24 protein-coding genes are annotated in these 26,378 nt (G+C 67.2%); 19 read left to right on the top strand and 5 right to left on the bottom strand.

Annotation, left to right across the window (positions count from 1 at the left end; all coding sequences use genetic code 11):
• The first annotated feature begins 71 nt into the window (after positions 1 to 71).
• The 5 genes from B3611_RS03445 to B3611_RS03425 all read left to right on the top strand — a co-directional run bounded on the left by B3611_RS03445 (position 72) and on the right by B3611_RS03425 (position 5,124).
• On the top strand, positions 72 to 932 hold the full coding sequence (locus B3611_RS03445) for a PPK2 family polyphosphate kinase (protein ID WP_291313672.1): 861 nt from the start codon (positions 72 to 74) through the stop codon (positions 930 to 932).
• A 124-nt stretch (positions 933 to 1,056) separates the two neighbouring features.
• Complete coding sequence (locus B3611_RS03440) at positions 1,057 to 2,055, top strand: substrate-binding domain-containing protein (RefSeq protein WP_291313671.1); 999 nt, start codon at positions 1,057 to 1,059, stop codon at positions 2,053 to 2,055.
• Between the two features lie 167 nt (positions 2,056 to 2,222).
• Positions 2,223 to 3,197 carry an ABC transporter permease gene (locus tag B3611_RS03435; RefSeq protein WP_291313807.1) on the top strand — a complete coding sequence of 325 codons (975 nt, stop codon included), beginning with the start codon at positions 2,223 to 2,225 and terminating at the stop codon, positions 3,195 to 3,197.
• 8 nt (positions 3,198 to 3,205) lie between these two features.
• On the top strand, positions 3,206 to 3,967 hold the full coding sequence (locus tag B3611_RS03430) for an ATP-binding cassette domain-containing protein (protein ID WP_291313670.1): 762 nt from the start codon (positions 3,206 to 3,208) through the stop codon (positions 3,965 to 3,967).
• A gap of 65 nt (positions 3,968 to 4,032) precedes the next feature.
• Positions 4,033 to 5,124 (top strand): 2,3-butanediol dehydrogenase, encoded by a 1,092-nt coding sequence (locus B3611_RS03425; RefSeq protein WP_291313669.1) that lies wholly within the window; start codon positions 4,033 to 4,035, stop codon positions 5,122 to 5,124.
• A gap of 40 nt (positions 5,125 to 5,164) precedes the next feature.
• Here B3611_RS03425 and B3611_RS03420 read toward each other — a convergent pair whose 3' ends face one another.
• From B3611_RS03420 to B3611_RS03410, 3 genes are read right to left on the bottom strand one after another with little or no spacing between them, the layout of a single operon-like run.
• Positions 5,165 to 5,614, bottom strand: a complete 450-nt coding sequence (locus B3611_RS03420) for a YbjN domain-containing protein (protein WP_291313668.1) — start codon at positions 5,612 to 5,614, stop codon at positions 5,165 to 5,167.
• On the bottom strand, positions 5,604 to 6,110 hold the full coding sequence (locus B3611_RS03415; RefSeq protein WP_349676571.1) for a YbjN domain-containing protein: 507 nt from the start codon (positions 6,108 to 6,110) through the stop codon (positions 5,604 to 5,606). Before B3611_RS03415 ends, B3611_RS03420 begins: the two co-directional genes overlap by 11 nt.
• 10 nt (positions 6,111 to 6,120) lie before the next feature.
• On the bottom strand, positions 6,121 to 7,452 hold the full coding sequence (locus tag B3611_RS03410; protein WP_291313667.1) for a TIGR01777 family oxidoreductase: 1,332 nt from the start codon (positions 7,450 to 7,452) through the stop codon (positions 6,121 to 6,123).
• Positions 7,453 to 7,567: 115 nt separating this feature from the next.
• Here B3611_RS03410 and pyrR point away from each other — a divergent pair, with 115 nt between their 5' ends.
• The 11 genes from pyrR (at position 7,568) to metK (ending at position 19,723) form a co-directional block, all read left to right on the top strand.
• Positions 7,568 to 8,134, top strand: coding sequence for a bifunctional pyr operon transcriptional regulator/uracil phosphoribosyltransferase PyrR (gene pyrR, locus B3611_RS03405; RefSeq protein ID WP_291313666.1), 567 nt, complete (start codon positions 7,568 to 7,570; stop codon positions 8,132 to 8,134).
• Positions 8,131 to 9,051, top strand: a complete 921-nt coding sequence (locus tag B3611_RS03400) for an aspartate carbamoyltransferase catalytic subunit (protein ID WP_291313665.1) — start codon at positions 8,131 to 8,133, stop codon at positions 9,049 to 9,051. The genes pyrR and B3611_RS03400 overlap by 4 nt, the downstream gene beginning before the upstream one ends.
• Positions 9,051 to 10,328 carry a dihydroorotase gene (locus tag B3611_RS03395; protein WP_291313664.1) on the top strand — a complete coding sequence of 426 codons (1,278 nt, stop codon included), beginning with the start codon at positions 9,051 to 9,053 and terminating at the stop codon, positions 10,326 to 10,328. Before B3611_RS03400 ends, B3611_RS03395 begins: the two co-directional genes overlap by 1 nt.
• A 9-nt stretch (positions 10,329 to 10,337) precedes the next feature.
• Positions 10,338 to 11,483 (top strand): glutamine-hydrolyzing carbamoyl-phosphate synthase small subunit, encoded by a 1,146-nt coding sequence (carA, locus tag B3611_RS03390; protein ID WP_291313663.1) that lies wholly within the window; start codon positions 10,338 to 10,340, stop codon positions 11,481 to 11,483.
• Positions 11,484 to 11,510: 27 nt separating this feature from the next.
• Entirely contained in the window at positions 11,511 to 14,849 is a 3,339-nt protein-coding gene (carB, locus tag B3611_RS03385; RefSeq protein ID WP_291313662.1) for a carbamoyl-phosphate synthase large subunit, read from the top strand.
• Complete coding sequence (pyrF, locus tag B3611_RS03380) at positions 14,850 to 15,653, top strand: orotidine-5'-phosphate decarboxylase (RefSeq protein WP_291313661.1); 804 nt, start codon at positions 14,850 to 14,852, stop codon at positions 15,651 to 15,653.
• A gap of 233 nt (positions 15,654 to 15,886) precedes the next feature.
• Positions 15,887 to 16,210, top strand: coding sequence for an integration host factor, actinobacterial type (mihF, locus tag B3611_RS03375; RefSeq protein WP_291313660.1), 324 nt, complete (start codon positions 15,887 to 15,889; stop codon positions 16,208 to 16,210).
• A gap of 4 nt (positions 16,211 to 16,214) precedes the next feature.
• Positions 16,215 to 16,802, top strand: a complete 588-nt coding sequence (gene gmk / locus B3611_RS03370; protein ID WP_291313659.1) for a guanylate kinase — start codon at positions 16,215 to 16,217, stop codon at positions 16,800 to 16,802.
• Between the two features lie 6 nt (positions 16,803 to 16,808).
• Positions 16,809 to 17,111 (top strand): DNA-directed RNA polymerase subunit omega, encoded by a 303-nt coding sequence (gene rpoZ, locus B3611_RS03365; protein ID WP_291313658.1) that lies wholly within the window; start codon positions 16,809 to 16,811, stop codon positions 17,109 to 17,111.
• Positions 17,112 to 17,207: 96 nt separating this feature from the next.
• Positions 17,208 to 18,434: a bifunctional phosphopantothenoylcysteine decarboxylase/phosphopantothenate--cysteine ligase CoaBC gene (gene coaBC, locus B3611_RS03360; RefSeq protein WP_291313657.1), complete on the top strand. Its 1,227-nt coding sequence runs from the start codon at positions 17,208 to 17,210 to the stop codon at positions 18,432 to 18,434.
• A 68-nt stretch (positions 18,435 to 18,502) separates the two neighbouring features.
• Positions 18,503 to 19,723, top strand: a complete 1,221-nt coding sequence (metK, locus tag B3611_RS03355) for a methionine adenosyltransferase (protein ID WP_291313656.1) — start codon at positions 18,503 to 18,505, stop codon at positions 19,721 to 19,723.
• Positions 19,724 to 19,733: 10 nt separating this feature from the next.
• On the opposite strand, the gene B3611_RS03350 is transcribed toward metK, so the two are convergent.
• The gene (locus B3611_RS03350; protein ID WP_291313655.1) at positions 19,734 to 20,942 is read right to left on the bottom strand and encodes an RtcB family protein; all 1,209 of its coding nucleotides are present in this window, start codon (positions 20,940 to 20,942) and stop codon (positions 19,734 to 19,736) included.
• Positions 20,943 to 20,996: 54 nt separating this feature from the next.
• Here B3611_RS03350 and B3611_RS03345 point away from each other — a divergent pair, with 54 nt between their 5' ends.
• Both B3611_RS03345 and B3611_RS03340 read left to right on the top strand, forming a co-directional pair.
• Positions 20,997 to 23,009: a primosomal protein N' gene (locus tag B3611_RS03345; protein WP_291313654.1), complete on the top strand. Its 2,013-nt coding sequence runs from the start codon at positions 20,997 to 20,999 to the stop codon at positions 23,007 to 23,009.
• Between the two features lie 222 nt (positions 23,010 to 23,231).
• On the top strand, positions 23,232 to 24,032 hold the full coding sequence (locus tag B3611_RS03340) for a pentapeptide repeat-containing protein (RefSeq protein WP_291313653.1): 801 nt from the start codon (positions 23,232 to 23,234) through the stop codon (positions 24,030 to 24,032).
• Between the two features lie 490 nt (positions 24,033 to 24,522).
• On the opposite strand, the gene B3611_RS03335 is transcribed toward B3611_RS03340, so the two are convergent.
• Positions 24,523 to 24,900 carry a hypothetical protein gene (locus B3611_RS03335; protein ID WP_291313652.1) on the bottom strand — a complete coding sequence of 126 codons (378 nt, stop codon included), beginning with the start codon at positions 24,898 to 24,900 and terminating at the stop codon, positions 24,523 to 24,525.
• A gap of 166 nt (positions 24,901 to 25,066) precedes the next feature.
• Here B3611_RS03335 and B3611_RS03330 point away from each other — a divergent pair, with 166 nt between their 5' ends.
• Entirely contained in the window at positions 25,067 to 25,546 is a 480-nt protein-coding gene (locus B3611_RS03330; RefSeq protein ID WP_291313651.1) for a hypothetical protein, read from the top strand.
• Positions 25,547 to 26,378: the final 832 nt, after the last annotated feature.

Genomic DNA, 26,378 nt, shown 5'->3' with positions numbered 1-26,378 from the left:
GTGGGTACTTTTTTCATTCCCGCCCGCGCGGGTGGGAACGGACCGAAGACATACCACGCAAGGAGCGCACCATGGCGAAAGTCACCGTCGAAGAGGCCAAGAAGCTCAGGGTCGGCCCGAATTTCGAGATCGCCGACGTGGATCCCTCCTCAACCCCCGGCATTCCCGACGACGCCGACAAGGACGACCTGGACAAGGCCTTCCACCACTACGACAAGGACCTGGAGAAGCTGCAGGAGTGCCTCTACGCCAACGGCCGCGCGGGCAACAAGGATGCCGGGTCCGTCCTGCTCGTCCTCCAGGGCATGGACACCTCCGGCAAGGGTGGCATCATCAAACACGTCGTGGGCTCCGTGATGGATGTCCAGGGAGTGCACATCCAGGCCTTCGGCCGGCCGACCGAGGAGGAGGCGAGCCACGACTTCCTCTGGCGTTTCCAGCCGCACCTGCCCGCACCCGGCCAGATTGCGGTCTTCGACCGTTCCCACTACGAGGACGTCCTGGCGCAGCGCGTCAAACAGATGGCCCCGCCGGAGGAGATCGAGCGCCGCTACGGCGCCATCGTCGAGTTCGAGGAGGATCTGGCCAAGCGGGGCACGCGCATCATCAAAGTGATGCCGCACATCTCCCGTGAGTTCCAGGAGGAGAACCTCCGCGAGCGCATCGAAAACCCGGACAAGCACTGGAAGTACAACCCGGGCGACATCGACGACCGCAAGCTCTGGTCCCAGTACATGGCCGCCTACCAGATCGCGATGACCCGCACCTCCACCGATGACGCGCCGTGGTACTGCGTGCCCTCCGACAACAAGGAGTACTGCCGCACGGTGGTCAAGACGCTGCTTTACGACGCCCTGACTTCCCTCAACCTCGAGTGGCCCGAAAGGGAGTTCGACGCCGAAAAGGAGCTCGAGCGCCTCAAGAACTCCTAGCCGCCCCCCGCCCGGCGGGGGTAGGCCCGGCCGGGCAGAAGGCGCTGCTCATCCCTTCTGTATCGGTTCAGTGGGTCGGTGCGCCGTTTGACGTGCGCAAACGCGGTGATCCACTATCATCCCCGTGAAGAAGATCCCTCGTTTCCTGAAGCTCACGGTGGCCGCCGCCACCGCGTCCATCCTCGCCGCCTGCTCCTCGACGGGCGGCGCGCCACGCACCGGGGAGGGTGGGACGACCGCGGGCGGGGTCGACACACCCCGCTACGTTGTCTCCATGGTCACCCACGGCGCCCCGGGCGACACGTACTGGGATCTCGTGCGCAAGGGCGCGGAGGACGCGGCAAAGAAGGACAACATCGAGCTGCGCTACTCCTCCGACCCCCAGGCACCCAACCAGGCCAACCTGGTGCGCTCCGCGGTGGACTCCGGTGTTGACGGCATTGCGGTGACCATGCCCAATGCCGAGGCCATCGGGCCCGCCGCCCAGAAGGCGGTGGATGCCGGCATCCCCACGGTGGGCCTGAACGCCGGCATGAAGGAATACACCAAGTACGGCATGACGGGCTTCTTCGGCCAGGACGAGACGGTGGCGGGAACGACCGCCGGCCAGCGGCTGAAGAGCGAGGGCAAGTCGAAGGTCCTCTGCGTCATCCACGAGCAGGGCAACTCCTCCCAGGAGGAGCGCTGTGCGGGTGTGCAGAAGGGCTTGGGCGATGCCGGCAAGGTCGAGCTGCTCTACGTCAACGGCCAGGACCTGACGTCGGCTCAGGCGACCATGAACTCCAAGCTGTCGCAGGACCCCGGCTTCGACACGGTCTTCGCGCTGCAGGCACCGGTGGCCATGCGCGCGGTCGAGTCCGTCAAGCAGGCGGGGTCGAAGGCGGAGATCGTCACCTTCGACACCAACTCCGAGCTGGTGGGAGCGATTTCCGACGGCCGCGTGAAGTGGGCCGTCGACCAGCAGCCCTACCTCCAGGGCTACCTCGCGGTGGACTCCCTCTGGGTGGCCAAGCGCAACGGTGGCACCCTCGGCGGCGGTGAGCCCGTCTTCACGGGACCAAGCTTCATCGACGCCTCCAACGTGGAGAAGATCTCCGAGGCCGCCAAGGCGGGCCTGCGATGAGCTCGGCTTTACCTGGCACGCCCGGCGCATCCGGCGCGAACGTCGGCGGAGGAGCGGACGGCGGCTCGACCGTGGTGCCGGCGGCATCGGGCCCCGCCTCCGCCCGGGTGTCGCCGCAGGACACCGCGCCCGAGGATCGCCTGCGCACTAGGGCGGGCGTCGCCAAGATGATCCGCCGCCCCGAGCTCGCGAGCCTGCTGGGCTTCCTCGCGATCCTCGCGCTATTTCTCGCCGTCGCCCCGGCGTTCCGCTCGTTCGAGGCGATGGCGACGATCCTCTACGCAAGCTCCACTCTGGGCATCGTCGCCCTCGCCGTGGGTCTGCTCATGATTGGCGACGAGTTCGACCTCTCCTCGGGCGTCGCGGTGACCACCGCCGCGCTCGTGGCGTCGATGCTCAACTACAACCTCCACCTCAACGTCTGGGTGGGCGCGGGGCTCGCGCTGCTGATCTCGCTGAGCATCGGCGCCCTTAACGGGCTCCTGGTCACCCGCACCGGGATCGCCAGCTTCCTCATCACTCTCGCGGCCTTCCTCATGCTTCAGGGTCTGAACCTTGCGGTGACCAAGCTGGTGACCAAGCAGGTGGCCACCCCGTCCATCGCGGACATGGAGGGCTTCGATTCCGCCAGGGCGTTCTTTGCCGGGTCCTTCCAGGTCGGCGGGATCAACATCAGCGTCACCGTCGTGTGGTGGCTCTTCTTCGTCGCCCTCGCCTCCTACGTGCTCTTCCGCACAAGGTTCGGCAACTGGATCTTCGCCGCGGGTGGGGACAAGGACGCCGCCCGCGCCGTCGGCGTGCCGGTGGGCCGCGTGAAGGTTGTCCTCTTCATGCTCGTCGGCTTCGCCGCGTGGTTCGTGGGCATGCACACCCTCTTCGCCTTCGACTCCATCCAGGCGGGCCAGGGCGTGGGCAACGAGTTCCTCTACATCATCGCGGCCGTCATCGGCGGCTGCGCCCTCACCGGCGGGCGCGGCACCGCGGTGGGCACGGCCATCGGCGCGCTCATCTTCGGCATGACCAACCAGGGCATCGTCTACGCGGGCTGGAACCCCGACTGGTTCAAGTTCTTCCTCGGCGCCATGCTGCTCTTCGCGGTATTCACCAACACGTCCTTCGCCACATACACAAAGAACAGGTAGGGGCAGACATGGCGATCATTGAACTGCGCGACATCACCAAGTCCTACGGCAGCTTCGACGCGCTGCGCGGCGTCAACCTCACCGTCCGCGAGGGGGAGGTGACCTGCGTCCTCGGCGACAACGGCGCGGGCAAGTCCACCCTGATCAAGATCCTCGCCGGCCTGCACCCGCAGACCAGCGGCGAAATGCTTGTCGACGGCGAGCCGGCGCACCTCACATCCCCCCGCGACGCCATCGACAGGGGCGTGGCCACGGTCTACCAGAACCTGGCGATCATCGATGACCTGAGCGTGTGGCGCAACTTTTTCCTCGGGCAGGAGATCACCGGTTTCCTCGGCAGCCTGAAGGAGGCCGAGATGAAGGAGATCTGCGCTCGCCAGCTTCGCGAGATGGGTATCGAGATCCCCGATGTCGACGTCGAGGCGGGCAACCTCTCGGGGGGCCAGCGCCAGGTCGTGGCAATCGCCCGCGCCGTCTACTTCGGGGCTCGCGTCATCGTCCTCGACGAGCCCACGGCCGCCCTGGGCGTCAAGCAGTCCGGGGTGGTGCTGAAGTTCATCACCAGGGCCCGCGACCGCGGCATCGCGGTGGTGCTGGTCACGCACAACCCGCACCACGCCTACCTGGTGGGCGACCACTTCACCATTCTCAAGCTCGGGCGCCAGGAGCTCGACGCGCCACGCAGCGAGGTGACCCTCGACGAGTTGACGCGGCAGATGGCCGGCGGCGGGGAGCTCGAGGCGCTGGGCCACGAGCTCGGCCGGTCCTGAGCGGGGCAAAATAGCTAGACTCGGTTGTGTCAGCGGATCCCGATTTTCCGTAGGAGGAGACAACCGTGAAAGCAGCACGCTACTACGACCGCGAAGACATTCGGATCGAGGACATCGAACCCCAGGAGCTCGCACCGGGCACGGCCCGCGTCAAGGTGGCGTGGTGCGGCATTTGCGGCACCGACCTCCACGAGTTCGAGGAGGGACCGATCTTCGTGCCCCCGAAGGGCCAGCCGCACCCGATTACCGGGGAGGATGCCCCCGTCACCCTCGGACACGAGATGTCGGGTGTGATCGAGGAGGTCGGCGAGGGGGTCGAGGACCTCAAGGTCGGCGATCACGTCGTGGTCGAGCCCTACATCATCGGCGATGACGTGGACACCAGCGAGAACAACCGCTTCTACCACCTGTCGCACGACATGAACTTCATCGGGCTGGCCGGGAACGGCGGCGGGCTGTCCGAGAACATCGTGGTCAAGCGCCGCTGGATCCACAAGATCCCGGATTCCATCCCGCTCGACCAGGCGGCGCTCATCGAGCCGCTCTCCGTGGGCTACCACGCCGTCGAGCGCGCCGGATACGCCTCCGAGGAGGCGGCGAAGGGCAAGGTCGCCCTCGTGGGCGGCGCGGGGCCGATCGGCCTTCTCACCGCGGCGGTGCTCAAGGCCTTCGGTGCCACCGTGGTGATGTCCGAGCTTTCCCCGCTGCGCCGTGAAAAGGCGTTGGATTCCGGGGTGGCGGACTACGCCCTCAGCCCGGCCGAGGTGGACGTGGTGGAGGAGGTGCGCAAGCTCACCGACGGCGCGGGTGCCGATGTCGCCTTCGAGTGCACGTCCGTCCAGGTTGTGCTGGACACCCTCCTCGAGGCTGTCCGCCCCGGCGGCGTCATCGTGATCGTCTCCATCTGGTCCAAGCACGCCGACCTGGACATCCACAAGGTCGTGATGAAGGAGATCGATCTGCGCGGCACCATCGCCTACGCGCACTCCCACCCCGCGACGATCCAGCTGGTCGCGGACGGCAAGGTCAATCTGGAGCCGTTCATCACCGGCAAGATCGGCCTCGAGGGGCTCATCGACGAGGGCTTCGACACCCTCATCCACCACAACGAGACGGCAGTAAAAATCCTGGTCTCGCCCTCCGGTGAGGGCCTGTAGAAAGCCTGGAAAGAGCTGACGGCGGACGCGCCGCCCGGGGTCAGATGCCCTCGGCGGCGCGTTGCTCTGTAATCGACTCGGCCAGGGCCTTCATCGCATCCTGGCCGCCGATCACGGCATCGACGGATGATTTGAGCGCGGCCGCCAGCTGGTCGCCGGTCAGCCCCGCGCCCACGGGCACTTCCGCCTCGGTGCGCACGACGAGGTTCTCCGCCCGGTTGACCACGAGCGCGCGCGCCCCGAGCATGGTGGAGTTGATCTGGTTGGCCGCCAGGTAAAGCGTCGCGTCCGGGGTGTCGGCGGCCGTGTCGGTCTCGGTGTCCGCCCGGATGATGAGCACCGAATCCAGCAGGACAAACAGGACATTGAGCCCGTTGAGGTTGCAGCGGGCGACGCGTCCGGAGGGGTCGTCGGAAAGCTCGATGCCGTGGCCCGCCATGGCGGCGATGACGCGGTCGACGGTGACCATGGTTACGGTGTTAGTGCTCATTGTGCGGGTCCTCCCAGGTAACCAGCGCGGGGAACGTGGCGGCGAGATAGTCGAAGGCCTGAAGGGTCGCCTCGATGGAACTGACCACGAAGGCGCCGAGCTGGTTGAACGACGCACCGTGGGAGATGTCCATCGCCCGTATGCCGCTGACGGCCAGGTGGTCCCCGCCCTTCTCGAAGAAGCGCAGGGTGGGCGCGAAGTGGGTCTGGTTGTGCTCGTTGCACGCGAAGAGCACCTGCGACGCCATCTCCCTGGGGAACTCACCGCGCCAGACGGCCTCGAAGACAAGGTTGTCGCCGTCGCGGGCGTTGTCGACAGCGACAACGATCGCCGCGTTGGCGAATCCGGTGCGGAGGATTCCGTCTTCGATGCGATATTCCAGGTTTTCCTCGTCCAGGATCTCCGCCACCGCGGCCAGGGTCACCGGCCTGACGGCGTTGCGTTCCGGGTTCCCGGCCCCGGCCGGGTCGGTCTGTGGCTGTGTTTCTTCACTCACGCGCTCGACTCTACAGGCCGCCCCCGGCACCGGCCCGGGGCCGCTCCCGCCCCAGCTCGTGGGCGAGCGCCGGGCCCAGGGTGGGGTAGCGGAACCGCGTGATCCCGCCCGGCACGACCCACTGGTCCGCCAGGGCGAGCTCCCCGGCGGCCTCGCGCCCGAGAAGGATCCTCGGGCCCGCCTCGGGGATGGGCAACGGCGCCGGCCGGCGAAGCGTGCGCGCCAGGGCGCGGGACATCTCGGCGTTGGTCACGGGGTGGGGCGCGGTGGCGTTGACGGGTCCGGTGATGGAGGCGTCGACAAGCGCGCGGACGTAGATGTCGGTGAGATCGTCGATTGCGATCCAGGACATGTGGAACTTGCCCCGGCCGAAGCGGGCACCGAGCCCGGCGCGGGCGGAGGCGCGCAGAACGGGGAGGATGCCTCCTGCGCCGGAAAGGGCGAGGCCCGTGCGAATGTTGACGGTGCGCACGCCCTCGACGCGCGCGGCCTCCTCCCAGCGCTCGCACACGCCCGCGAGAAAACCCGGGCCGCGGGAGTCGTCCTCGGTGCGCGGGCGGTCCCCGGCGTCGGGTCCGTAGAACCCGATGGCGGAGGCGGAGACGAAGGCGGCCACCCCGTTGTCGGCCGCGCACCGGGCGAGCGCGGCGGTGGGGCCCACGCGCGAGTCGTCGATGCGGCGCTTCCTCGCATCGGTGAAGCGGCCGATGATCGGCTCGCCAGCGAGGTGGGCAACGGCGTCGATACCGCTGAGAAGGTCGGGGGCGGGGGAGTCGACGTCCCAGTGCCGCTCTCCCGGGCCGGGTTCACCGCGCACGAGGGGGACGACGGTGTGGCCGGCGGTGCCCAGCTGGGCGCACAGCGCCGTGCCCACCAGCCCGCGCGAACCCGTCACCGCGACGGTAAGCGGGCGAATCTGCGGAAGGGAGGAGAGGAATTCCAGGTCGGCGGCGAGCTGGCTCTGGCGGTAGGCGAGGGCGGGGCGCAGAAACCGGGCGGGTACGCGGGCCTCGATGGAGTCAGTGATCTGGGTGCTGCCGTCACCGGCAGGGTGGAAGGTGTGGGTGTGGCGCCACCGCGTCGCCCACGTGAACGGCGCGTTGGCCACAACGTCGCGGAATTGGCGGCCCTCGGCGTATCCCTCGGGGTCGTGGCGGGCGACCCAGGTCTGGCCCGCGGGCAGGTCGAAGGTCGTGGTGCCGGCAGCCAGTGATCGCGCCTGCGAGGACACCTTCATGGGGAGAAACGGGGGTGTGAGCCTGGCGGCGGCGCCGGGGCGGGTGTGCCAGCGCCAGACCTCGTCGACGGGGGCGGGGACGGTGTGGGTGGCGGTGATGCCCATGGTGTGCTCCGTTCGCGGCGCTCGGGTGATAAAGTTTGTGGGAGTCTCCACTGTAGAGATGCAAACTATTCGACATCCTTTAAATTCCGCACAGAGAGGCGGGGAAGGAGGTCCGATGAGTGAGAATCGCGGTGCGACGATCGAGCTGCTGACAGCAAACGACGTCGCACGCACCGTTGCACGCATCGCACACCAGATCATCGAGAAGACCGCGCTCGACTCAGCGGACGCGCCCCGGGTCATCCTGCTGGGCATCCCCTCGGGCGGCGTGCCACTGGCACAGCGGATCGCCGCCGCGGTCGCCGAGTTCTCCGGCCGCGAGGTCCCCGTGGGCAGCCTCGACGTCACCCTCTACCGTGACGACCTGCGCGACAAGCCGCATCGCGCCCTGCGGCCCACACACGTTCCCCAGGACGTTGACGGAGCTGTCGTCATCCTCGTCGACGACGTCCTCTACTCTGGGCGCACCATCCGCGCGGCACTTGACTCGCTGCGTGACATCGGGCGACCCCGCTCGATCCAGCTCGCGGTCCTGGTGGACCGCGGCCACCGCGAGCTGCCCATCCGGGCGGACTACGTGGGCAAGAACATCCCGACGGCGAAGGGGGAGGACGTCGAGGTCACGCTCACGCCGCTTGACGACCGCGACGCCGTCACCCTGACACGGGAGGCCGTGAAGTGAAGCACCTCATCGACATCAAGGACCTGAGCCGCGAGGAGATCGTCGGCATCATGGACGAGGCCGACCGCTTCCGCGAAGCGCTCGAGGGCCGCGACATCAAGAAGCTCCCCACGCTGCGCGGACGCACCATCTTCACCCTCTTCTACGAGAATTCCACCCGCACCCGCGCCTCCTTCGAGACGGCCGGCAAGTGGATGAGCGCCGACGTGATCAACATCTCCGCTTCCTCGTCATCGGTGAAGAAGGGCGAGTCGCTCAAGGACACCGCCTCCACCCTGGCCGCCATCGGCGGGGACGCCGTCATCATGCGCCACCCGGCCTCCGGCGCCTCCAAGCTGCTCACCCAGTGGCTCCCCGAGACGTCCATCATCAACGCGGGCGACGGCCAGCATCAGCACCCCACGCAGGCGCTTCTCGACGCCGTCACCATGCGCCAGAAAATCGGCGATGTCGCCGGACGCAAGGTGCTCATCGTCGGCGACGTCCTGCACTCCCGCGTCGCCCGCTCCAACGTGGACCTCCTGTCCGCCCTCGGCGCCGAGGTCGTCCTCGTCGCCCCGCCCACGCTTTTGCCCCGGGGCGTGGAGAACTGGCCGGCACGCTGCTCCACGGACTTCGACGCGGAGCTGCCCGGCGCCGACGTGGTGATGATGCTGCGCGTCCAGGCCGAGAGGATGAACGGCGGGTTCTTTCCGTCGCACCGCGAGTACGCCGCCCTGTACGGGCTGAGCCGCGAGCGCGCGGATCGCCTCGGCGGGGACGCGGTGATCATGCACCCCGGCCCGATGCTGCGGGGCATGGAAATCAACTTCAACGTGGCCGACCGCGCCAACACGGCCGTGCTCCAGCAGGTCTCCAACGGTGTCTACACCCGCATGGCCGTGCTGTTCACCCTGCTTGCCGGAGAGGAAAACTAATGGCTCCCACACTTCTGACCAACGTCCGCCCCTACGGCGGAGACGCCGTGGATGTCCTCATCGAGGACGGCGTCATCACCCGCATGGGCGTCAACCTGGCGGCCGACGACGCCGAGGTCATTGACGGCCGCGGCAACGTGCTCCTTCCGGGCCTTGTGGACATGCACGTCCACCTGCGCGAGCCGGGCCGGGAGGACACCGAGACCATCGCCACCGGCTCTGACGCCGCCGCCCGCGGTGGCTTCACCGCCGTATTCACCATGGCCAACACCTCGCCGGTGATCGACCAGCCCTTCCTCGCCGAGGCGGTGTGGGAGAAGGGGCAGGCCCACGGCACCTGCGATGTCTACCCGGTCGGCTCCATCACCCAGGGGCTCGGTGGCGAGCAGCTCAGCGAGATCGGCCTCATGAGCCGCTCGCACGTGAGGATGTTCTCCGACGACGGCAGGTGCGTCAACGACCCGCAGCTGATGCGCCGCGCGATCGAGTACGCCAGGGCCTACGACGTCCTCCTGGCCCAGCACGCCGAGGACCACCGCATGACCGACGGGGCCTGCGCCCACGAGGGCGAGACAGCGGCGCGGTTGGGCCTGCGCGGATGGCCCCGCGTGGCGGAGGAATCCATCGTCGCCCGCGACATCATCATGACCCGCGACTACGGCGGGCGCCTGCACGTCTGCCACGCCTCCACCCGCGGCACCGTCGAGCTGCTGCGCTGGGCCAAGGACCAGGGCATAGCCGTCTCTGCCGAGGTCACCCCGCACCACCTGCTTCTCACCGACGAGAAACTGGAGACCTACGACGGCAACTACCGCGTCAACCCGCCGCTGCGCGAGCGCTCCGACACCGAGGCACTCCGTGACGCGCTTCTCGACGGCACCGTCGATGTCGTTGCCACCGACCACGCGCCGCACGGCTCAGAGGACAAGTGCGTTGAGTTCGAGAACGCCAGGCCCGGAATGCTCGGCCTGGAAACGTCCCTGGCCGTCGTTTCCCGGGTCTTCGTCGAACCCGGGCTGGCGGACTGGCGCTTCGTGGCCAGGGTGATGAGCGAGCGCCCCGCGGAGATCCTCCGTCTCGCCGACCAGGGCCGGCCCATCGCGGAAGGGGAGCCCGCCAACCTCACCCTCGTTAACCCGGATTCGCCGTGGACCGCCCGCGGCGAGTCGATGGCCTCCAAGGCCTCCAATACCCCCTACGAGGGGATGGACTTCACCGCCCGCGTCGAGCTGACCATGCTGCGCGGCACCGTCACCCACCGCATCGAGAGCAAGTAAGGACCACACATGAGCAACCAGAAAATCCCCGCTGTCCTCGTTCTCGGCGACGGCAAGGTCTTCCCCGGCTACTCCTTCGGCAGCGAGGGGGAGGTGCTCGGTGAGGCGGTGTTCACCACCGCCATGACCGGCTACCAGGAGACGATGACCGACCCGTCCTACCACCGCCAGATCGTGGTGATGACCGCCCCGCAGATCGGCAACACCGGCTGGAACGACGAGGACAACGAGTCCCACGACAACCGCATCTGGGTGGCCGGCCTGGTCATCCGCGACCTCGCCAAGCGCGTCTCCAACTGGCGCGCCGAGCGCAGCCTCGAGGAGGAGATGGCGGCTCAGGGAGTCACCGGCATCTACGGCATCGACACCCGCACCGTCGTGCGCCACCTGCGGGACTACGGCTCCATCGCCGCAGGGATCTTCGCCGGTGAGGCCGCGAAGGAGGACGTCGACAAGCTCGTGGCCCGGGTCAACGAGCAGCCCGACATGGCCGGCGCGGATCTCGCCGGCGAGGTCTCCGTGGACGCGCCCTACACCGTCCCCGCCGAGGGCGGGAAGAAGTACACCGTCGTGGCCTACGACATGGGCATCAAGTCGGCGACGCCCGGGCACTTTGCCAGGCGCGGCATCGAAACGGTCGTGGTCCCCGCCAACACCCCGTACTCCGAGATCGCCCGCTACAACCCGGACGGCGTCTTCATCTCCAACGGCCCGGGTGACCCGGCCACTGCCGATGAGATGGTGGCGGTCACCCGCGAGGTCATCGAGAACAAGATCCCGCTGTTCGGCATCTGCTTCGGCAACCAGATCCTCGGTCGCGCCCTCGGCATGGAGACCTACAAGCTCAAGTTCGGCCACCGCGGCGTCAACGTGCCGGTGAAGAACCACCTGACGGGCAAGATCGACATCACCAGCCAGAACCACGGATTCGCCCTGAAGGGTGAGGCGGGGCAGACCTTCGACACCGATTTCGGGCCCGCGGTGGTCACCCACACCTGCCTCAACGACGGTGTCGTCGAGGGCGTGGCGCTGCAGGACGGCATGGCCTATTCGGTGCAGTACCACCCGGAGTCCGCCGCCGGCCCCCACGACGCGAACCCGCTGTTCGACCAGTTCATCGCGCTGATGGACAACCACAGCCCGAACAAGAATTAACCAGGAAGCAGCAGAGGAAAGAAGACCATGAAGAGAGAAGACATCAACCACGTCCTGGTTATCGGTTCCGGCCCCATCGTCATCGGCCAGGCCTGCGAGTTCGACTACTCCGGGACCCAGGCGTGCCGCGTGCTCAAGGAGGAGGGCCTGCGGGTCACCCTGATCAACTCCAACCCGGCGACCATCATGACCGACCCGGAGTTCGCTGACCACACCTACGTTGAGCCCATCGAGCCCGCCTACATCGACCGCATCCTCGCCCGCGAGGCGGAGCAGGGCCACCCCGTTGACGCGATCCTGGCCACCCTGGGCGGGCAGACCGCGCTCAACGCCGCAATCCAGCTCGACCGGCAGGGCATCCTGGCCAAGCACAACGTGGAGCTCATCGGCGCGAACATCGATGCCATCGAGCGCGGTGAGGACCGGCAGAAGTTCAAGGACATCGTGGCCAAGATCGGCGGCGAGTCGGCTCGCTCCCGCGTCTGCCACACCATGGACGAGGTCCACGAGACGGTCGCCGAGCTCGGTCTCCCGGTCGTCGTCAGGCCGTCGTTCACGATGGGCGGGCTCGGCTCCGGCCTGGCCTTCACCATGGAGGACCTCGACCGCATCGCCGGCGGCGGGCTCGAGGCCTCGCCGGAGGCCAACGTCCTGATCGAGGAGTCCATCCTCGGTTGGAAGGAGTTCGAGCTCGAGCTCATGCGCGACGGTGACGACAACGTCGTGGTCATCGCCTCCATCGAGAACGTCGACGCCCTCGGCGTGCACACAGGTGATTCGGTGACGGTCGCCCCCGCACTGACGCTGACCGACCGCGAGTACCAGACCATGCGCGACCAGGGCATCGCGATCATCCGCGAGGTCGGGGTGGACACCGGCGGGTGCAACATCCAGTTCGCGGTCAACCCCGCCGACGGGCGCATCATCACCATCGAGATGAACCCGCGCGTGTCGCGCTCCTCGGCCCTGGCGTCGAAGGCGACGGGCTTCCCGATCGCCAAGATCGCCTCCAAGCTCGCCATCGGTTACACGCTCGACGAGATCACCAACGACATCACCGGAGTCACCCCGGCGGCCTTCGAACCCACCCTCGACTACGTCATCGTCAAGATGCCGCGCTTCGCCTTCGAGAAGTTCCCCGGCTCCGACGAGACCCTCGGCACCTCCATGAAGGCCGTCGGCGAGGCCATGGGCATCGGCCGCAACTACATCCAGGGCCTGAACAAGGTCATGCGCTCGATGGAGGACAAGCCGAACGGCTTCTGGACCCGCCCCGACGAGTACTTCGCCGGCGAGCGCGCCACCGACCTCGACGCCGTCCTCGAGGACCTCAAGGTCCCCACGGACAAGCGCATGTACGACGTCGAGCTGGCCCTGCGGCTGGGTGCGAGCGTCGAGCAGGTCCACGAGGCCTCCGGCATCGACCCCTGGTTCCTCGCCGAGCTCGCGGACCTCGTCGCCTTCCGCGAGACGCTTTCGGCCGCCCCCGTCCTTGACGCGGCGCTCCTGCGCGAGGCGAAGGTCTACGGGCTTTCCGACGCCCAGATCGCCGCGCTGCGCCCCGAGCTGGCCGGGGAGGACGGGGTGCGCTCGCTGCGCTGCTCCCTCGGTGTCCACCCGGTGTTCAAGACGGTGGACACCTGCGCCGGCGAGTTCGAGGCGCAGACCCCGTACCACTACTCGGCCTACGAACTCGACCCGGACGCGGAGTCTGAGATCGCCGAGACCGGCAGGGACAAGGTGATCATCCTCGGCTCGGGGCCGAACCGCATCGGGCAGGGCATCGAGTTTGACTACTCCTGCGTCCACGCCGCACTGGAGCTATCCCGCGTGGGGTACGAGACCGTGATGGTCAACTGCAACCCCGAGACCGTCTCCACCGACTACGACACTGCCGACCGCCTCTATTTCGAGCCCCTGACTTTCGAGGATGTCATGGAGGTCTACCGCGCGGAGTCCGCCTCCGGTCGGGTCGCCGGGGTGATCGTCCAGCTGGGCGGCCAGACCCCGCTGGGCCTGGCGCAGAAGCTTGCCGACGCCGGCGTGCCGGTCGTGGGCACCTCCCCGGAGGCGATCGACCTCGCGGAGGACCGCGGTGAATTCGGCAAGGTTCTCGAGGCGGCGAACCTGCCCGCCCCGGCGTACGGCACCGCCACCTCCTTCGCCGAGGCCCGCGATGTGGCGGACCGCATCGGCTACCCGGTTCTCGTGCGCCCCTCCTACGTCCTCGGCGGGCGCGGCATGGAGATCGTCTACGACGAGGCCAGCCTGGAGGACTACATCAACCGCGCCACCGAGCTCAGCCCCGATCACCCGGTCCTGGTGGACCGCTTCCTCGACTCCGCCATCGAAATCGACGTGGACGTGCTCTGCGACGGTGACGAGGTCTACCTCGGTGGTGTCATGGAGCACATCGAGGAGGCCGGCATCCACTCGGGCGACTCCGCTTGCGCCCTGCCGCCGATGACCATTGGCCCGGAGGACATCGCCAACGTGCGCCGAAGCGCGGAGGCTCTCGCCCACGGGATCGGAGTCAAGGGCCTGATGAACGTCCAGTTCGCCCTGAAGGATGACATCCTCTACGTCATCGAGGCCAACCCGCGCGCCTCGCGCACCGTCCCCTTCGTCTCCAAAGCCACCGGCGTGCACCTGGCCAAGGCCGCCTCCCGGATCATTATGGGCGCGACGATCGCGCAGCTGCGCGCCGAGGGCATGCTGCCCTCCGACTACGACGGTGGTTCGCTGCCGCTCGAGCACCCCATCGCGGTGAAGGAGGCAGTGCTGCCCTTCACCCGCTTCCGCACCCCGGAAGGCGCGGTGCTGGACACCATCCTCGGCCCGGAGATGAAGTCCACCGGCGAGGTGATGGGCCTGGCGGCGTCCTTCGGCGAGGCCTACGCGAAGGCCGAGGCGGCCGCCTTTGGCGAGCTGCCCTCGGGCGGCACTGTCTTCGTCTCGGTTGCCAACCGCGACAAGCGCTCACTCATTCTGCCCATCCAGCGCCTGTACACCATGGGCTTCACCATGCTCGCCACCGCGGGCACGGCGTCCATGCTGCGCCGCAACGGCATCGACTGCGAGGTCGTGCTCAAGGCCTCCGAGGTGCGCGAGGGTGCGGGTGGGCAGTCCATCGTCGAGCGCATTACCGACGGTGACGTGGACCTGATCCTGAACACCCCGGCCGGCTCCTCCGGGGCGCGCCATGACGGCTACGAGATCCGCGCAGCGGCCGCAGCCAGTGGTGTGCCGCTGATCACCACCGTCCAGGGGGTTGCCGCGGCGGTGCAGGGCATCGAGGACATCCGCGACAACGAGATTTCCGTGCTCAGCCTGCAGGAGATCGACCACACAGCGGGCGGCCGCTAGATGGGCTTCGGTGAGCGCCTTGTCGAGGCGGGGGAGAAGTACGGTCGCCTGTGCGTGGGCATTGACCCGCACGCGGGCCTTCTGCGGAAGTGGGGCCTCGGCGACGACGTTGATGGGCTCCGCGAGTTCTCGGGCATCTGCGTCGAGGCCTTTGCCGGGCACGTCGCCCTGGTCAAGCCCCAGGTGGCGTTCTTCGAGCGCTTCGGCTCGCGGGGTTTCGCCGTCCTCGAGGAAACTCTGGGCGCCCTGCGCGAATCCGGCACGCTCGTCGTTGCGGATGCCAAGCGCGGGGACATCGGCTCCACCATGGAGGGCTACGCCCGCGCCTGGCTCGAGCCGGGGTCCCCGCTCGAGGCCGACGCGGTGACCCTCACACCCTTCCTCGGGGTGGGCTCGCTCGACCCGGCCATTGGCATGGCCCGCGAACACGGCAAGGGCGTGTTCGTCATGGCGGCGAACTCCAACCCCGAGGCCGAGCGGTTCCAGTCGCAGCTGGTCGACGGCGTGAGCATCGCCCAGCAGATGGTCGAAGCCTGCGCGGCGTACAACCGCGGTGCGGGCATTGGCGAGGTCGGTGTCGTGGTGGGCGCGACCGTCACCGCGCCGCCGGATTTGAGCGGGCTCAACGCTCCGGTGCTCATGCCCGGCGTGGGAGCTCAGGGTGCAACGTTCGCCGAGGTCGACGCAATCGCAGGTGAGCAGTCCCACCTGGTGTTCCCCAGCGTCTCGCGCGGCGTGCTGGCGCACGGGCCGGTCGTTGCTGAGCTGCGCGGATGCGCGGTGCGGTTGGCCGGGCACCGCTAGCGCCGGGGCAGTATTCGCCCGGGCGCAAAATCCCTGGTAATTTATTGGCGTCAACGCGATGACGTGGCAAAACACAGCCCGCGGATATCGTGGAACACCCCAGCCGGTGCTACACTTGGCCGGAGCCAGTGAGTTGCACTGATGGAATTCGCCGTGCGCGAGTTCCGGAGCGGCCCGCTGAGACCGGCCGGGTCACCGGCCGAAGACTTTTACTACTACCCAATGGAGGAAACGTGGCCCTTCCACAGTTGACCGACGAGCAGCGCAAGGAAGCACTTGCCAAGGCTGCCGAGGCCCGCAAGCAGCGCGCCGAGCTGAAGGCATCCCTCAAGCGCGGGGACACCACCCTCAAGGACGTTCTTGGCAAGGCCGAGTCCGACGAGATCATCGGCAAGACCAAGGTTTCCGCACTCCTCGAGGCCATGCCGAAGGTGGGCAAGGTCAAGGCCCGCGAGATCATGGAGGAGCTGGAGATCGCCCAGACCCGCCGTCTGCGCGGTCTCGGTGAGCGCCAGCGCCGCGCGCTCCTCGAGCGCTTCGGCTTCGACGAGGCTTAAGCCCGTGCCGGACGTGACGAGGCGGGGGAGACTGGTCGTTCTGGCCGGACCCTCCGCTGTCGGCAAGTCGACAGTCGTCCACCGTCTGCGCACCGATGTTCCCGATCTCTACTTCTCCGTGTCCATGACGACGCGCCAGCCCCGCCCGGGCGAGGTCGACGGCAAGGACTACTTCTTCGTTTCCCCCGAGGACTTCCAGAACCGCATCGACGCGGGGGAGATGCTCGAGTGGGCGGACATCCACGGTGGGTTGCAGCGCTCCGGCACCCCGGCGGGCCCGGTCCGCGAGGCCATGGCCGCCGGTCGCCCGGTGCTCGTCGAGGTGGACCTCGTCGGGGCCCGGAACATCAAGCGCCTCATGCCCGAGGCCTCCACGGTGTTCCTCGCTCCGCCCTCCTGGGAGGTTCTCGTGGAGCGCCTCACCGGCCGGGGCACCGAGCCCGAGGACGTGATCCAGCGCCGACTCGAAACCGCCCGCGGTGAGCTCGAGGCGCAGGGCGAATTCGATGACGTCGTGGTCAACGACGATGTTGAGGTGGCTGTCGCGAAGATTGCCGATATCCTTTTGAGCACACAACCCAAGAAACAGTAGGTGCAAGTGAGCAACGTAACCAACGACCTGTCGACGAGCCAGGCGCCCGAGGAGATGGTCTACGACACCCCCGAGGGCATCACGGCTCCGCCCATTGACGAGCTGCTGAGCAAGGTGTCCTCCAAGTACGCCCTGGTCATCTTCGCCGCGAAGCGCGCCCGCCAGATCAACAGCTTCTACCAGGAGCAGGACGAGGGCGTCTTCGAGTTCATCGGCCCCCTCGTCACCCCGGAGGTCGGCGAGAAGCCGCTCTCCATCGCCCTGCGCGAGATCCAGGCCGGCCTCCTCGAGCACGAGGAAGGCCAGTAGAGGCTTGACGACGTTCATTGAGGCGCGCCCCCGGCAACGGGCGGCGCGCCTTTGACTATGCGACGAGCCGTCCCCCGGTGCGTAAACTTGGCGGGCATGAGTGAACCCAGGAATGTCGTTGTCGGGGTCGCGGGCGGCATCGCCGCCTACAAGGCGTGTCACGTGGTGCGGGACTTCACGGAACGCGGGGACAGCGTGCGCGTGGTGCCCACCGAAAACGCCCTGCGCTTCGTGGGTGCCGCCACCTTCGAGGCGCTGTCCGGCCACCCGGTCGACACCGGTGTGTTCACGCGCGTTGACGAGGTGCAGCACGTGCGCATCGGGCAGGAGGCGGACCTCATCGTCATCGCCCCGGCCACCGCGGACCTCATTGCCCGCATCGCGGCGGGGCGGGCGGATGACCTGCTCACCGCGACCATCCTCGTGGCCACCTGCCCGGTGGTTCTCGCCCCGGCCATGCACACGGAGATGTGGCTCAACCCGGCCACCCAGGCGAACGTGCGCACGCTTCGTCAGCGAGGCCTGACGGTTCTCGAGCCCGCCCACGGGCGGCTCACGGGCACCGACACCGGGCCCGGCCGACTCATGGAGCCGGGGGCGATCGCGGAGATGGCGCGCACCGTCGCCGACCACGGCCCGCTGGCCCGCACCCTCGAGGGCAAGAGCGTGCTCATCAGCGCCGGGGGAACGCAGGAGAACATCGACCCGGTGCGCTACATCGGCAACCGGTCCTCCGGCCGCCAGGGGCTCGCGCTCGCGGACCTCGCCGCCCACAAGGGTGCGCAGGTCACCGTGGTCGCAGGCGCCACCGACGACCTTCCCGTGCCCGCCGGCGCCGAAGTGGTGCGGGTCCGCTCCACGCGCCAGATGCAGGAGAAGATGAACGCGCGCGCGGGGGAGGCGGACGTGATCATCATGTCCGCTGCGGTGGCCGACTTCCGTCCGGAGAACGAGGCGGCCTCCAAGCTCAAGAAGGGCGAATCCGATGACGCCCTCTCCACGATCCGCCTGACGGAGAACCCGGACGTGTTGCGGGGGCTCGTCGAGAAGCGGGATGCGGGGGAGACCGAGGCGGTCATCGTGGGGTTCGCGGCCGAGACCGACAACCCCCTCGAGTACGGCAGGGCGAAGATCAAGCGCAAGGGCGCGGACCTGCTCATGGTCAACTCCGTCGCGGGCGGAAAGGTCTTCGGCGAGGCGCGCAACAGCGGTTGGCTCGTGGCGCGCGACGGCTCCGTCACGGAGATTCCGGACGGCTCCAAGCACGTGGTGGCCGCGGAGATCTGGGACGCAATCGAGGGCATGGCCCGCTTGGATAATTAGACCGCTTGGTCTATATTGGTCGGAGTCGGCCGCGCGCCGTCCCCGTTCACCCCAGCGAAGGAACTGCCTTGACAACCGCGAACGTTCACCGCCTCTTCACCAGTGAGTCCGTCACCGAGGGTCACCCCGACAAGATCTGCGACGCGATCTCGGATGCCGTGCTCGATGACATCCTCCGCCAGGACCCCGACGCCCGTGTGGCGGTGGAAACACTCGTGACCACCGGCCAGGTGCACGTTGTGGGCGAGGTGTCCACCACGGCGTACTCGAACATCGCCAAGATCGTGCGCGACAAGTTGCGCGAGATCGGTTTCACCTCCTCTGATGTGGGCTTCGACGGAACCACCTGCGGGGTCAACGTGGCCATTGGGGAGCAGTCGGGCGAGATCGCCAGCGGCGTAACCACCTCGCAGGAGCACCGGGAGAACGGCTCCACCGAGGAAAACGACCTCGCCGGCGCGGGGGACCAGGGCCTGATGTTCGGCTACGCCACCAACGAGACGCCTGAGTTCATGCCCCTGCCGATTTCCACGGCCCACCGCCTCGCCCGCCGTCTTTCCGAGGTGCGCCAGAAGAAGGAGGTGCTGGGTCTGCGCCCGGACGGCAAGACCCAGGTGACCTTCGCCTATGACGGCGACACTCCCGTGCACCTGGACACCATCGTCGTGTCCACGCAGCACGACAAGAACTTCGCTGGCGAGGCGCTCGCCCGCGCGGTGCGCGAGCACGTGGTTGACTGGGTCATCGCGGACGCCGGTTTGGAGCGCTTCTACGACGACGAGACGAAGCTGCTGGTCAACCCCTCTGGATCTTTCATCACCGGCGGCCCGATGGGGGATGCCGGGCTGACCGGGCGGAAGATCATCGTGGACACCTACGGCGGCATGGCCCGCCACGGCGGCGGCGCCTTCTCCGGCAAGGACCCGTCGAAGGTGGACCGCTCCGGCGCCTACGCCATGCGCTGGGTGGCCAAGAACGTCGTCGCGGCCGGCCTCGCGGCGCGCGCGGAGATTCAGGTGGCGTACGCCATCGGCCGCGCAAACCCGGTCGGGCTCTACGTCGAGACCTTCGGTACCGCCGCCGAGGGCCAGACCAACGAGTCGATCCAGCTCGCGGTGGAGAAGGTCTTCGACCTGCGCCCGGCGGCGATCATCAAGGACCTCGATCTGCTGCGGCCCATCTACGGCCCGACCGCCGCCTACGGCCACTTCGGCCGCACCGACGTCGACCTGCCGTGGGAGCGGCTCGACCGGGTTGACGCGCTGCGCGCCGCCGCGGGCCTGGGGTAGCGGCCGGGGCTCACGTACCCTTGACGTTGAGCACCTGGCGCAGCTTGTGGCGCACGGCGACCAACTCCGCCGAATCAGCGATAACCTGGTCGATCTCCTTGTAGGCGTCCGGAATCTCGTCCACCCACGCCTCGCCGGGGCGGTGGACGATGCCGGCCATGCGCCGCTCCAGGTCGTCTGCGGTAAATCGGCGCCGCGCTTCCGTGCGGGAGAAGCGCCGCCCCGCACCGTGGGGGGCCGAGCGCAGCGCCGGGGCGTGGCCCTTTCCCTCCACCACGTAGGAGGCCGTGCCCATGGAACCGGGGATGAGCGCGAGCGTGCCGGCATCGGCAAGCACCGCCCCCTTACGCGTTAGCCACACCTTCCGGCCGTAGTGCTCCTCCTGCACCGTGTAGTTGTGGTGGCAGTTCACCCGCTCCTCCTCGCGCACGGCCTCACCCATGAAATCCCCGAGGCAGGCCGCGAAGCGGTCCATCATCTCCTCGCGGTTGAGCCACGCGAAGCGCTGCGCCCAGTGCAGCTCGCGCAGGTAGGAGTCGAAGGCCTCCGTGCCCTCGGAGAGGTATGCAAGGTCCCGGTCCGGGATGGTCGCGCCCTCGGCCGCGACGTGCTCCTGCGCGGCGCGGATGTGCTTCTGGGCAATCTTGTTGCCCACCCCGCGTGAGCCGGAGTGGAGGAACATCCAGACGCGGTCCTCCTCGTCGAGACACAGCTCGATGAAGTGGTTGCCCCCGCCGAGGGAGCCGAGCTGCTCGCGCCACTTCGGGGAGTGGGAGAGGTCTACGCCGGTCTGCGCCGCAAGGTGCTCGAGATCACCGACCCGGCGAGCGGCGCTGCTCCGGATGCGCCCGGTGTTGTAGTTGCCCGGGGAAAGGGGGATGGCGGACTCGAGGGCGTCGCGAAGCTGCTCGAGCTCCCGGCCAGCGAGGTCGGCGCGCGTAAACTGCGTGCGCACCCCGATCATGCCGCAGCCGATGTCCACACCCACTGCGGCGGGTATGACCGCACCGACGGTGCCGAAGACCGTGCCCACCGACGAGCCCATGCCGAAGTGCGCGTCCGGCATGAGCGCCACGTGCGGATAAATAAACGGCATGGACGCCGTGGCACGGGCCTGCGCGAGAGTGTTCTCGTCGACCTCGGAGGCGAAGTTGAGCACCGTTCCCTCGGGCAGCTCACCGAGCGCGACGCGGGGGCGGGACTGCTTTCGTCGTGCCATGTCTCCTCCTTGCTCGGGATTTAGTGTCCGGGTGACAGGATACAATCTGTGCCCATGTCGAACTCCCCCGCAGCAAACGCCCCCGTTGTGCGCCTGCTGCCGCTGCTGGGGCTCGCCCACCTGGACCGACCGTTCGACTACCTGGTCACGGAGGCCGATTCCGCCGCCGCCCAGCCGGGGGTGAAGGTCCGCATCCGCTTCGCCGGGCGCCTGGTGGATGCCGTGGTCCTCTCGCGCCACGCCACCTCCGAGCACGAGGGGACCCTTCGCTTCATCGAGCGCGTCATCTCACCCGAGGTGGTCGCCCCCGCCCGCATTCGCACGCTTGTCGATGCCCTCGCGGAGCGCTACGGCGGAACCCGCTCCGACGTTTACCGCTCCGCCGTGCCGGCCCGCCACGCCAAGGCGGAGGACACCGACACCACCACCCCGTGGGCCGAACTCGGCGAGGCGCAGGAGCCGGACCTCGCGGCGTGGACGGGTTATCAGTTCGGGCAGTCCTTTGTCGACGCGGTGCTGGCCGGCAAGCTGGCGCGCGCCGCGTGGCAGGTGGCGCCGGGGGAGGACTGGGCGGCGGCTGTTGCCGCGCTCGCCACGAAGGTCGCCATCGACGGCGGGGGAGTGCTGATCGTGGTGCCGGACCAGCGGGACGTCGACAAGTGCGAGTCCGCGCTGCGCGCGGTCGTTGGACCCCGGCAGATCACCGCGCTCACTGCATCGCAGGGCCCCCAGGCGCGCTACTCGCGCTTCCTCTCGGTGCTGCACGGGCAGGGCCGCCTGGTGGTGGGCACGCGTTCGGCCGCGTTCGCGCCCGTCAACGACCTGAGGCTCATGGTGCTCATGCACGACGGGGACGACTCGCTCGTTGACCCCCGGGCCCCGTACGTGCACGCGCGCGAGGTGATGACAACCCGCTCCACCCTCGAAGGCGCCTCTCTCATCCTCGGCGGGTACTCCCGCACTGCCGAGACGCAGCTGCTGGTGGAGTCCGGCTGGATGCACGAGCTCGTCGCGCCCCGCGAGGTGCTGCGCCAGCGCGCCCCCTTCATCCACGCGGCGGGCGACTCCGACTTCGAGCTCGAGCGCGACCCCCGCGCCCGCGATGCCCGCCTGCCCTCCACCGCGTTCCAGGCGGCGGTGAAGTCCCTCGACAGGAAGGCGCCGGTGCTCTTCCAGGTGCCGCGCACCGGGTACGTGCAGGCGCTGGCCTGCGGGAACTGCCGCACCCCCGCGCGCTGCCGGTGGTGCAACGGGCCACTGGGCCTGCCCTCCGGAGGTGAGGCGGCGGCCCCCGCCTGCCGCTGGTGCGGGCGCGTCGATTCAGCTCACGTCTGCCCGGAGTGCGGTTCACGCAAACTGCGTGCTGTGGTGCTGGGTACCGAGCGCACCGCCGAGGAGCTTGGCCGGGCCTTTCCCCGGGTGACGGTGCGCACCTCCTGGGGTGAGCGCATCCTCGGCTCCATCCCGAACCAGCCGGCGATCGTCGTCGCCACCCCCGGCGCCGAACCCGCTGTCGAGGGCGGCGCCTACGGCGCGGCGGTGCTCCTGGACACGTGGGCCCTGCTGCGCCGCCCCGACCTGCGGGCGGTGGAGGACACCTTTGACAAGTGGCTGGCCGCCGCAACCCTCGTCGCGCCGCGCGCCGACTCCGGCGAGGTCGTGGTCGTGGCCGAGCCCTCTCTGCCCGCGGTGCAGCACCTTATCCGCTGGGATGCCCCCGGGTTTGCCGCCCTCGAGCTCGAGCAGCGCCGCGAGGCGCACTTCCCTCCCGCGGTGCACGTCGCGCTTGTCGACGCCCCCCGCGCCGCCCTGGAGGACTTCTTTGCCAACACCGATCTGCCGGCACATGCGGAGAAGCTAGGCCCCGTCGATCTGCCGCCCGGCGAGGACATCCCCGGCGAGTGGGACGAAAGGGAGTTCGGCCCGGCCCAGCGCATGCTGGTGCGCAGCCCGCTGGCGGGGCGAACCGAGCTGGGCCGGGCGCTGCGCGCGGGGGCGGTGAGCCGGGCGACCCGGAAGCAGACTCTGCCGCTGCGGATCCAGGTGGACCCGGTCAATATCGGGTAGGGGTGGCGCAATCGTTCGTGGTCCGGACGCAGCCAATATGGCTCCCGAGAGGGAAGGAGCGGCTACTACGGGTGGTGGCTGGGGCTGGTGCGCCGCCTATCGCCCAAGTGAGGGAAAGGCGAGCCACTAGGGTGGATATATATGAACACGATGCTGGATCAAAGGTTCGCACACTCTTGCCGGGGGTTGCGGTCTGCGTCGTCGTTGACTCGTCTGGCGTCGGTGCTGGATTTATTTCATGTGGCTGATGAGTGGGTGAACATTGATCCTGCAGGTGATACGGGGCGGTTGCAGGAGGTTGTGGATGTCTTGATCTCCTTTATCCACTCAGGAGATCCCCGACAGCAGCGCCAGGATCCGACTCTGCGCGCACGCGCCGCCGCCTTTAGGGGCCTGTGTGCAAGGTTGAGATCCCCGCTGCAGGGCGAAGGAGCTGGCATACCCACACTTGCGAGTTGGGATGAGTTTTCCCCCAACTACAGCTGGGCATCGCTGACTCCCGGCCCGAAGGGGTTAAATGCGGAAGTACAGGTGAATTTCTCGGATATCAACCTAAGGGGTGTGAGGGTGCGCGGCGCCCGATTGTCGGGGTTGATGTGGCAGGGTGCGTGCCTGGATTACGCCGAATTCAACAACTGCGTGTTGGATGAGGGGAATTTCAAGAGTGCGTACCTCGATTCGACGACGTTCAGTGGGAGTCTGCAATGGTGCACTTTTTCCCAGGCTCACGTCAACGCGTTGATCGTCCAACAAGCCGATATGCGCGGGTCGGACTTCACGATGTGCGACTTGAGCATGTCCCTGTTCGAGGATTCAAAATTAGAGGAGTGCGATTTTCGGGGCGCGAGACTCGCGGCGGCTAATCTGACCGGGTGCAGCTATGACGCAGAGACCTTCACAGGGGCAAGCGTCAACGAACAGACGGTCTTTCCTGACGGTTCCAGTCTTCAAACGGTGGGTAGGGAAGAAATTTTGCGGCAATGGCCCGGCATCATAATCGAGGGCGAATCCGAACTAGCGTGAGTCACACGGGTCGAAGCTGAGCCGGACGAGGGCTAGTTCGGCCGGAGGCGCGGAAGTTCACCTATGGAGTTCCGCCTTCCATGCGCTGGAGGAGGGATTCCCGGCGTGAGTCCCTCTCTGGGGTGCACAGGGGGAAATCGCGGCAGGCATCCTCACACCGAGGTGGGTCTACCTTTGCCGGGGATTGTCCGCGTAGCTTCGATATAGTCGCTCGACTACGTATCCGGTTTCCTCTTGGAGAAGTAGCGCGACCGTGTCACCCTCCTCTATCCACCTATCGACATCGAAATTCGGGGACCATCGCTGGTTGCGCTCCGGGGGCCCACTGGTGTGGAAGTGGGCCCGCCAGTCTCCGATCCAACGATTCAGCCGGCGGGCGAGAGTGTCGCTGATGCCGAGGGGTATTTGCGGATTTGTTGCGTCAGTGGAGGTCGGGACGCCCCATATTCCGTGGGGCATGTCGGGGTCGGGGAAGAGAACCAGGTGGTTTTCAGACATGGCTATTGTCGTGGCGGCGCTTGATGAGGGGCAGGGGGCGACGCAGGTAGCGGATGAAGCGCCTGTCCACGTCGAAGCGCGTTTCTTTCTCTATTGCTGCCGAGATTTCCAGGCCTTCTGTGATCCAGGCGTTCTTGTCGAAACCGTCCTTCCAGTAGAAAGTGGAGGATTCCCGGTGGTTGTCGTAGAAACCCTCCCAGGCGTCTATCCATCTGCGCAGGCGCTCAGTCAGTACGGGGCTGAATCCGAAGTCACTGGGGGTGGGGAAGTGTTGTGCCTGGGCCGCTTCCGGGGAGGTTGCACCCCAGAGCGCCCATTCCACACCCACCTCCGGGAAAAGGGAGATCGTATTCTCGTTTGGCTCCGCCAATCCTGCTCGTCCTCCTTTGCTCAGGTCTATTTTCAGCCGCTTCACCCCGGAGGGGGTCCGACCTGGGACATGCCGGCCAGCCTAGGGGGTTTCGTGGTGGGACAACCACCGCCAGCGTATCTCCGCGCTAAAGGCCCTCGCCGCGGAAATCCGGGAGAATAGGGGGATGGGCAACGACGAGTTGATAATCCGGTTGTACCCGGAGTTTGGTTACCCGAGCTCTTTGTGGGCGGGAGGAGCGTTTTTGGTTCGTCCTCCTGAGAGCGGCTTTTTCCTCCTGCCCGAGGATATCGGTATCGAGGGTGCGGACAGCGAAAGAATCCTCTCGTGGACCCGCGCCTTCCATGAAAACTTCGTCGACTACACCGATACCTTCCACAAGCGGCCCGTGTGGACGGATGGTTTCGACCGGTTCGCGTGGTACGACCGGGGCTGGGAGATCGTGGTCTTCTTGAGGGATAAGTTTCCTGCCGCCATCGTAAAACCTCAGTTCGCCCGCTACGTGTTCTCCACCAATGAAATCCGGGAGAATTGCGGAAAGCCACCCATCTGCATGCCCGGGGAAAATTTACCGGGACACATCGATATCCGGGATCTCATTCCCCCGTCCGGGAAGGAGACCCCCGAACGATGGAGAAGCGATTGACTTCAGTGATCGGTGGGGTTGCGGGGGTTGCTTAGGCGCGGGGCCTAATTCTCCCTCCGGGACGGAACTTCTCCCCAGGGCAGGAGCAGAACTGCCAGGGTTAGACCCGCCATCGCGAAAGAGAGCCAGTGGGGAAGCGTCGATGAGGTGGAGACGGCGAGTAATCCGAGGACGAGCGCTGTGCAGGTGAGTTTTTTTGGTGGTTGTCATTCGACCCATGTTGAGCTGCCTTCCAGGTTGAGTCACCGCACAGGGGGATACCTGAGTGGCCATCGCGTTCTAGGCATGACCCTAACGCTGAGGCGCGCAGTGGTGCCAACCCCTCCAGTCGCGACTTCCGGTGGGTCCGAGATGCGCACAAGGTCGTTGGCAAGGAAACTCCCGAGGCTCTGTGATGGTGCGTCTAGAACACTGTGGAGGACTATGAAGCAGGTGGTTTGCAACTAAGCTTGCAATGCGAATTCACCCGCTTAGAGGAGTGAATTCCTTCCCATGACTCTGAGATTGGCTTGGATTATTGACTCGACGAAGTCAAGATCCTCCCCATCTATGATGTCCTTAGCTGTCTCGGCGGCATTCCACATGGTTCCGTCCGTTTCCACACCAATTCCGAACTGGAGATAGAGGCTGGGGGCATCGATTAACATAGGGACGTATGCCCAGCACCCTCCTGAGTGATCGATGTACCACGACCCAATGAGGTAGCAAATCAATTTTTGCTTTTCCGCGGAGTCTAAATCCGAATCGCGGATTGACTCTATTAATCCCCTGGGGAACGGGGTGGAGCTTAAATCGCTTGGATCTAATCGCGTATCGATTGCTGAGTCATGTT

The sequence above is a fragment of the Corynebacterium sp. UBA2622 genome, assembly GCF_002339505.1.
Taxonomy (GTDB): domain Bacteria; phylum Actinomycetota; class Actinomycetes; order Mycobacteriales; family Mycobacteriaceae; genus Corynebacterium.
The sequence above is the reverse complement of the archived record's forward strand: the minus strand, read 5'-3'. Positions and strand labels throughout refer to the sequence as shown.